Raw genomic sequence first — 7,338 nt, 5'->3', positions numbered from 1 at the left:
CTGCAGGGGGGACCCTGTGGGAGAGTAGGACGCCGCCGAACTCCTTTTACGGAGAAGCCCCGTGCCCTTGTGGCACGGGGCTTTTCTGCGTTCACGGGATGCCTGCGTCACCCCAGTGCGTCTGCCGATGGCGGCTGACGGTAGGGTCAAGGGGCATCATTGGCACGTTCTTCACAGGAGGCCCCCGGGTGGAGGTCCAGGAGACTCGGGTTCAGACGGACCGGGTACTCACCATCCCCAACATCCTCAGCATGGCGCGCCTTGTCGGGGTTCCGCTCTTCCTGTGGTTGATTCTTCGTCCCGAGTTCGGCGGGCCGAAAAGCGATGGCTGGGCCCTGTTGGTGCTCATGCTCAGCGGTATCAGCGACTACCTCGACGGCAAGCTCGCTCGCCGGTGGAACCAGATCAGCAGCCTTGGCCGGCTTCTGGACCCTGCTGCGGACCGCCTCTACATCCTTTCCACCCTCGTCGGGCTGACCTGGCGGGAGATTCTGCCACTGTGGCTCACCGCAGCCCTTCTGGCACGCGAGCTGATGCTCCTCGTGATGGTGGGAATTCTCCGTCGGCACGGCTATCCACCGCCCCAGGTGAACTTCCTCGGGAAGGCTGCGACGTTCAACCTGATGTACGCGTTCCCCTTGTTGCTGCTCAGTGACGGAAGTGGTTGGCTTGCATCGCTGGCTGCCATTTTCGGATGGGCGTTCGCAGTTTGGGGTACAACGCTCTATTGGTGGGCAGGGATCCTCTACGTGGTTCAGGTCCGCCGACTCGTCAAGGCGGATGCAGTAGCCGATTGAGCTCGTTGACGCGGTGTCGCGCAGTGTGGCCGACCCGCCGCTGATGACCCGGATGGCGCCCCGACGGGCGAAGTCGGCTTGACCGTCGTCTCTGCAAGGAGGACGTTTCCGACATGAAGGCCGTCGTGATGGCTGGTGGCGAAGGCACTCGTCTTCGCCCCATGACCTCAAGCATGCCCAAGCCGCTTCTGCCCGTCGCCAATCGGCCGATCATGGAGCATGTGCTTCGACTGCTCAAGCGGCACGGGCTCAACGAGACCGTCGTGACGGTCCAATTCCTCGCCTCGCTCGTCAAGAACTACTTCGGGGACGGCGAAGAGCTCGGGATGGATCTCAGTTACGCCAACGAGGAGAAGCCGCTCGGCACCGCGGGGAGCGTGAAGAATGCCGAGGAAGCACTGAAGGACGACACCTTCCTCGTTATTTCGGGGGACGCGCTCACCGACTTCGATCTCACCGATCTCATCGCCTTCCACAAGGAAAAAGGCGGCCTGGTGACGGTGTGCCTGACCCGTGTGCCCAATCCTCTGGAATTCGGCATCACCATCGTGGACGAGGCGGGCCAGGTCGAGCGCTTCCTGGAGAAGCCCACCTGGGGTCAGGTCTTCTCGGACACGGTCAACACGGGCATCTATGTGATGGAACCCGAGGTGTTCGACTACGTCGAAGCCGATGTCTCGGTGGACTGGTCAGGGGATGTCTTCCCGCAGCTCATGAAGGAAGGCAAGCCGATCTACGGCTATGTCGCCGAGGGCTACTGGGAGGATGTCGGTACTCACGAGAGCTATGTGAAGGCCCAGGCCGACGTCCTTGAACGGAAGGTCGACGTCGAGATCGACGGCTTCGAGATCTCGCCCGGCGTATGGGTCGCAGAAGGCGCGGAGGTACATCCCGACGCGGTATTGCGAGGCCCCCTGTACATCGGGGACTACGCGAAAATCGAAGCCGGGGTGGAGATTCGTGAGCACACGGTCATCGGGTCGAATGTCGTCGTCAAGAGCGGCGCCTTCCTGCACAAAGCCGTCGTGCACGACAACGTCTATGTCGGCCAGCACAGCAATCTGCGCGGATGTGTGATCGGTAAGAACACCGACGTCATGCGGGCCGCCCGCATCGAGGACGGTGCGGTCATCGGGGACGAGTGTCTGATCGGTGAAGAATCGATCATTCAGGGCAATGTTCGTGTATACCCGTTCAAGACCATCGAGGCCGGAGCTTTCGTCAACACCTCGGTGATCTGGGAATCGCGTGGACAGGCCCATCTCTTCGGAGCCCGCGGGGTGTCCGGGATCCTGAACGTCGAGATCACGCCGGAGTTGGCGGTCCGGCTTGCCGGAGCGTACGCCACGACCCTCAAGAAGGGTTCGACGGTCACCACCGCGCGTGACCACTCCCGTGGTGCGCGTGCGTTGAAGAGAGCGGTGATCTCAGCGCTTCAGGCCAGCGCCATCGACGTACGGGACCTGGAGAACGTACCGATGCCCGTCGCGCGCCAGCAGACGGCGCGGGGCAGTGCCGGCGGCATCATGATCCGTACGTCTCCCGGTGTGCCCGATTCGGTCGACATCATGTTCTTCGACGAGCGGGGCGCCGATCTCTCCCAGGCACGGCAGCGGAAGCTGGACCGGGTGTACGCACGTCAGGAGTACCGCAGGGCCTTCCCCGGAGAGATCGGGGATCTGCACTTCCCGTCCAGCGTCTTCGACTCGTACACGGGGTCGCTGCTGCGCAACGTGGACACGGCCGGGATCGCCGACGCGGGTCTCAAGGTGGTCGTCGACGCCTCCAACGGCAGTGCGGGCCTGGTTCTGCCCAGCCTGCTGGGACGGCTCGGTGTGGACTCGTTGACGATCAACCCGGGGCTGGACGAATCACGGCCCACCGAGTCCGTCGACACCCGGCGGTCGGGGCTGGTGCGGCTGGGCGAGATCGTTTCCTCGGCGCGAGCCGCGTTCGGTGTGCGCTTCGATCCGGTCGGCGAGCGGCTCTCCCTGGTCGACGAACGAGGCAGGATCGTGGAGGACGACCGGGCGCTCCTGGTGATGCTGGACCTCGTTGCGGCCGAGCGGCGCAGCGGGCGGGTGGCACTGCCGGTGACCACGACCCGGGTCGCCGAGCAGGTCGCGGCGTACCACGGCACGCAGGTGGAATGGACGACGACGTCGCCCGACGATCTGACGCGCGTGGGACGCGAGGAAGGCACCATCTTCGGTGGAGACGGCCGCGGCGGCTTCATCGTTCCCGAATTCAGCAGCGTCTTCGACGGATCCGCCGCTTTCGTGAGACTTCTCGGGCTCGTCGCCAGGACCCAGCTCACCCTGAGCCAGATCGATGCCCGTATTCCCCGTGCCCACGTACTGCGCCGTGACCTGGCCACACCCTGGGCGGTGAAGGGCATGGTCATGCGGCGGGTCGTCGAGGCTGCCGGGGACCGCAGCGTCGACACGACCGACGGCGTGCGGGTCGTCGAGGCCGACGGGCGATGGGTGATGGTGCTGCCGGACCCGGCCGAGGCTGTCACCCATTTGTGGGCCGAGGGCCCGGACGACGCCTCCGCTCAGGCATTGCTGGACGAATGGGCTGGAGTCGTGGACAGCGCAGGTCAGTGACGGTTTCATCGGTGAGCCCGGCGGCGCTCTGCGGCGTCTCCGGGCGCACCGGTGGGGCCATTCGGCGGTAGCGGTGGTGACGTGCGACGATGTGCGGCATGTCGCAGCAGACCCCCGATCGGAGTACCGCCCCGCCACGAGCGCGCCCCGACGCGTCCATGTCGCTGCTGACCAATGTGATGGACCACAGCCTGGACGACGGATACGCCGAGGCGTCGGCACGTCGCAAGGCCGACGGAAGCGCGGGTCTGCCCCGCACGCTCAAGTCGAAACTCGGTCTCGCCGCATGTCTGGTGCTCGCTGCCCTCGTCGTCACGCTCGGGGCCGCGCAGGCACGTGTCTCCGCGCCGGTCCTCGCCAAGGAACGCGAGGAACTGATCGACCGTATCGACGGAGAGACGGCGGCGGCCGACACCCTTGAGGCCCAGGTCGACAAGCTCCGCGACGATGTGGGCAGGCGTCAGCGCAAGGCCCTGGAGAAGCACGGCGGGGACCAGGGGGAGCTGGTGGCGCTGCTCGCCGGGGCGACGCCGGTGGAAGGGCCCGGCGTGAAGCTCGTCGTCGATGACGCCGAGGGCACCGATCAAGGCGGTGGCGGGCCGAGGGAGACCAGCGGATTCACCGACACCGGTCGGGTTCGCGACCGGGACCTCCAGCGGGTCGTCAACGGCCTGTGGCAGTCCGGCGCGGAAGCCGTTTCGATCAATGGGCAACGGCTGACGGCACTGTCGGCGATCCGCGCGGCCGGCGACGCCATACTGGTCGACAACAGACCGCTCGTGCCGCCGTACACGGTGCTGGCGGCGGGGGACGGAAAGCCGCTCGGCACCGCATTCCAGGCCAGTGCCGACGGCCAGTATCTGCAGGCGCTCAAGGACACCTTCGACATCCGGACGAGCATGTCCGTGCAGCAGAAGGTGAGTCTCCCGGTCGCACCGAGCCTGATCGTACGAACAGCAGAGCCTTATAAGGCCGCAGACACCGGCAGTGGTGCGGCAGACACAAGGAAGGGCACATCGTGATCGCCGTACTGGGCCTCGTCGTGGGAGTCGTGGTCGGACTGTTGGTCCGGCCCGAGGTGCCCGCGGTGGTCGAGCCCTATCTCCCGATCGCCGTCGTGGCTGCCCTGGACGCAGTCTTCGGTGGTCTTCGGGCCATGCTCGACGGAATCTTTGTCGACAAGGTCTTCGTCGTGTCGTTCCTGTCGAACGTCGTGGTGGCCGCGCTGATCGTCTTCCTGGGCGACAAGCTGGGCGTCGGAGCGCAGCTCTCGACCGGTGTGGTGGTCGTGCTCGGGATCCGGATCTTCTCCAACGCCGCGGCCATCCGACGGCACGTCTTCCGGGCTTGAGGCCGATGAGCAACGAAGAACTTCCCAGCGACAAGGAGCGCACCGGCGAGCAGTCCTCCGGTGCCGCCAAGGAGCTCACCGGGCGTCAGCGGCTGATCGCCGGGCTGTGGCCGCCGCGGGTGACTCGGGCCCAACTCATCGTCGCGCTGCTGCTGTTCGTCCTCGGTCTCGGGCTGGCCATTCAGGTGCGCTCGAACAGCGACAACAGCGCTCTGCGTGGTGCCCGTCAGGAAGACCTGGTCCGCATCCTCGACGAGCTGGACGACCGTACGCAGCGTCTGGAGGACGAGAAACAGCGCCTCGATGCCCAGCGCACGGAGTTGGAGAACAGCTCCGACCAGGCCGAGGAGGCGCGCAAGCAGACGGTCGAGAAGGAGCGGCAACTCGGTATCCTCGCGGGCACCGTCGCAGCACACGGTCCCGGGATCACGCTCACGGTCAATGATCCCGGGGACGGGGTCAAGGCGGACATGCTGCTCGATGCGCTCCAGGAGTTGCGCGCGGCGGGCGCCGAGGCGATCGAGGTCAATGGGGTGAGGGTGGTGGCCAATACCTACTTTTCCGGTGACGGCGGCCATGTCAAGGTTGACGATCGTAAGATCACCGCGCCGTATGTGTTCAAGGTGATCGGTAAGCCCCAGGATCTGGAGCCGGCTCTGAACATCCCCGGGGGTGTGGTGCAGACACTGGAGAAGGAGCAGGCCACCGTGCGTGTGGAGCAGGTCGACGACATCGTCGTGGATGTCTTGCGACCGGCGAAGCGGCCTGACTACGCTCGGTCGTCGACCCAGTGAGCCGGCGGCGCGGAGGGGTCGAAGGACACGGGCGGGAGGTTGCGGGGGGTCGGCGCATCGTAAAGGTGGTGCGTGGTGGAAACTGTCGAGTGGATACGGACGTTGTGAAGATGTCCGGGTCGGCAGGTGTGTTCATTCAGGGTTCGTCCTGCCCCACGGGCGGGTCTATTTCGGTCAAGGGGAATCGCCCGTGAAGTTGTTTGGGAAGTTGTTCGGCAAGAGCGCTCGCGATGAGGCTGCCCGTCATCGCGCACCACGCCATGGCCAGGCGGATGAGCAGGGCTCGGAGCGCCCGCTCTACCGCGATCAGGTATCCGGTTCGAGCGGTGACAATTCGGGTTTTTCCGGCGCGTCGTCCGTTGACCCTGCCGGTGCCGGCCGCATAGGTTTCGGGGAACCGTCAACCTCAAGTACGGGTGGAGGGTTCAGCCCGGGGCAGGAGGGTTCGTCCATGCCGGTCTGTACGAGGTGCGGGCATCGCAACGCCGAGGCCAGTCGTTTCTGCTCCAACTGCGGAGCGCCGCTGAGGGGCGGAATTCCCGAGCGAGCCTCGGAGACGACCTCGACCATCTCCATCTCCGGTCTGGAGGCGTACGAGGCGGAGGCCACCGGGCAGACGCCCGTACCGTCCCTCTCGCCCGAGGCGCAGGCGGCTGTCGACGCTCTTCCGCTCGGCTCGGCGCTCCTGGTGGTGCGACGTGGTCCGAACTCCGGCAGTCGTTTCCTGCTCGACGGGGAGCTGACCACGGCCGGCCGCCACCCGCAGAGCGACATCTTCCTCGACGACGTGACGGTGTCGCGGCGGCATGTGGAGTTCCACAGGATGCCTGACGGCAGCTTCACGGTCGGGGACGTCGGCAGCCTGAACGGCACCTATGTCAACCGTGAGCGCATCGACTCCGTCGCGCTGTCCAACGGCGACGAAGTGCAGATCGGCAAGTACCGGCTGGTCTTCTACGCGAGCCAGCGGGGCATCTGACCCGTCAGGGAAGGTCCATGCTGAGAACACCGACGGGCGGTGCCGGTCACGGCACCGCCACCGCGGACGACCGCCCGATGAGCATCGGCACGGTGCTCCTGCAGCTGCGGGACGAGTTTCCCGAGGTGACGATCTCCAAGATTCGTTTTCTGGAGGCCGAAGGGCTCGTCGAGCCGCAGCGGACCCCCTCCGGCTACCGCAAGTTCCGTGGGGCCGACGTGGAGCGGCTGGCTCAGGTGCTGCGTATGCAGCGGGACCACTATCTGCCGCTGAAGGTCATCCGGGAACATCTGGACGCCCTCGCTCGCGGTGAGAGGTCCGCCCTGCCGTCCGGAGGCGGGCCACGGGGGCTGACCGACAGCGGCTGGGAGGCGGAGCCCGGACGGGCTACCGCAGCCCGGATCGGCAGAGCCGAACTGCTCGCGGCCGCCGAGATCACCGAGAGTGACCTCGTCGAGTGGGAGTCGTACGGCCTGGTCGTTCCGACCTCCGAGGGCGGATACGACGCCGAGATGGTCACGGTGGCCAAGCTTGTGGCGGATCTGGGCCGATTCGGTCTGGAACCGCGTCACCTGCGCGCCATGCGAGCGGCTGCAGACCGTGAGGCCGGACTCGTCGAGCAAGTGGTCGCGCCCTTGCGCCGACACCGGAATCCGCAGACCAGAGCACATGCGGAGGCCACCGCACGGGAACTCGGAGAGCTGTCCGTACGGCTTCATTCGGCCTTGGTGCAGGCGGCTCTGCGGGTCCGGTTCCACTGATCACGTCGGTGCCCGACTACCCAAACCTGCCGAGCACGTCCTAGGGT

General features: G+C 66.1%; 7 protein-coding genes. All 7 read left to right on the top strand.

The features are described from left to right. The first annotated feature begins 188 nt into the window (after positions 1–188). Positions 189–797 carry a CDP-alcohol phosphatidyltransferase family protein gene (locus ACIRP2_RS30060; RefSeq protein WP_404255689.1) on the top strand — a complete coding sequence of 203 codons (609 nt, stop codon included), beginning with the start codon at positions 189–191 and terminating at the stop codon, positions 795–797. A gap of 113 nt (positions 798–910) precedes the next feature. Then, complete coding sequence (locus ACIRP2_RS30055) at positions 911–3,406, top strand: sugar phosphate nucleotidyltransferase (protein ID WP_404255687.1); 2,496 nt, start codon at positions 911–913, stop codon at positions 3,404–3,406. A gap of 98 nt (positions 3,407–3,504) precedes the next feature. Then, positions 3,505–4,428, top strand: coding sequence for a DUF881 domain-containing protein (locus ACIRP2_RS30050; RefSeq protein ID WP_404255685.1), 924 nt, complete (start codon positions 3,505–3,507; stop codon positions 4,426–4,428). Continuing rightward, a complete protein-coding gene (locus ACIRP2_RS30045; protein WP_003970459.1) occupies positions 4,425–4,757 on the top strand; it encodes a small basic family protein in 333 nt (110 codons plus the stop codon). The genes ACIRP2_RS30050 and ACIRP2_RS30045 overlap by 4 nt, the downstream gene beginning before the upstream one ends. 5 nt (positions 4,758–4,762) lie before the next feature. Then, positions 4,763–5,551, top strand: a complete 789-nt coding sequence (locus tag ACIRP2_RS30040) for a DUF881 domain-containing protein (protein ID WP_404255683.1) — start codon at positions 4,763–4,765, stop codon at positions 5,549–5,551. Positions 5,552–5,741: 190 nt separating this feature from the next. Then, positions 5,742–6,530: an FHA domain-containing protein gene (locus ACIRP2_RS30035; protein WP_404255681.1), complete on the top strand. Its 789-nt coding sequence runs from the start codon at positions 5,742–5,744 to the stop codon at positions 6,528–6,530. Positions 6,531–6,547: 17 nt separating this feature from the next. Next, on the top strand, positions 6,548–7,291 hold the full coding sequence (locus tag ACIRP2_RS30030) for a MerR family transcriptional regulator (RefSeq protein ID WP_404255679.1): 744 nt from the start codon (positions 6,548–6,550) through the stop codon (positions 7,289–7,291). Positions 7,292–7,338 lie beyond the last annotated feature (47 nt).

Origin of the sequence: Streptomyces sp. NPDC101194, from assembly GCF_044767885.1 — a bacterium.
Classification (GTDB): domain Bacteria; phylum Actinomycetota; class Actinomycetes; order Streptomycetales; family Streptomycetaceae; genus Streptomyces.
Note: the sequence above shows the minus strand (reverse complement) of the source record. Positions and strands in the feature narration are given on the sequence as shown.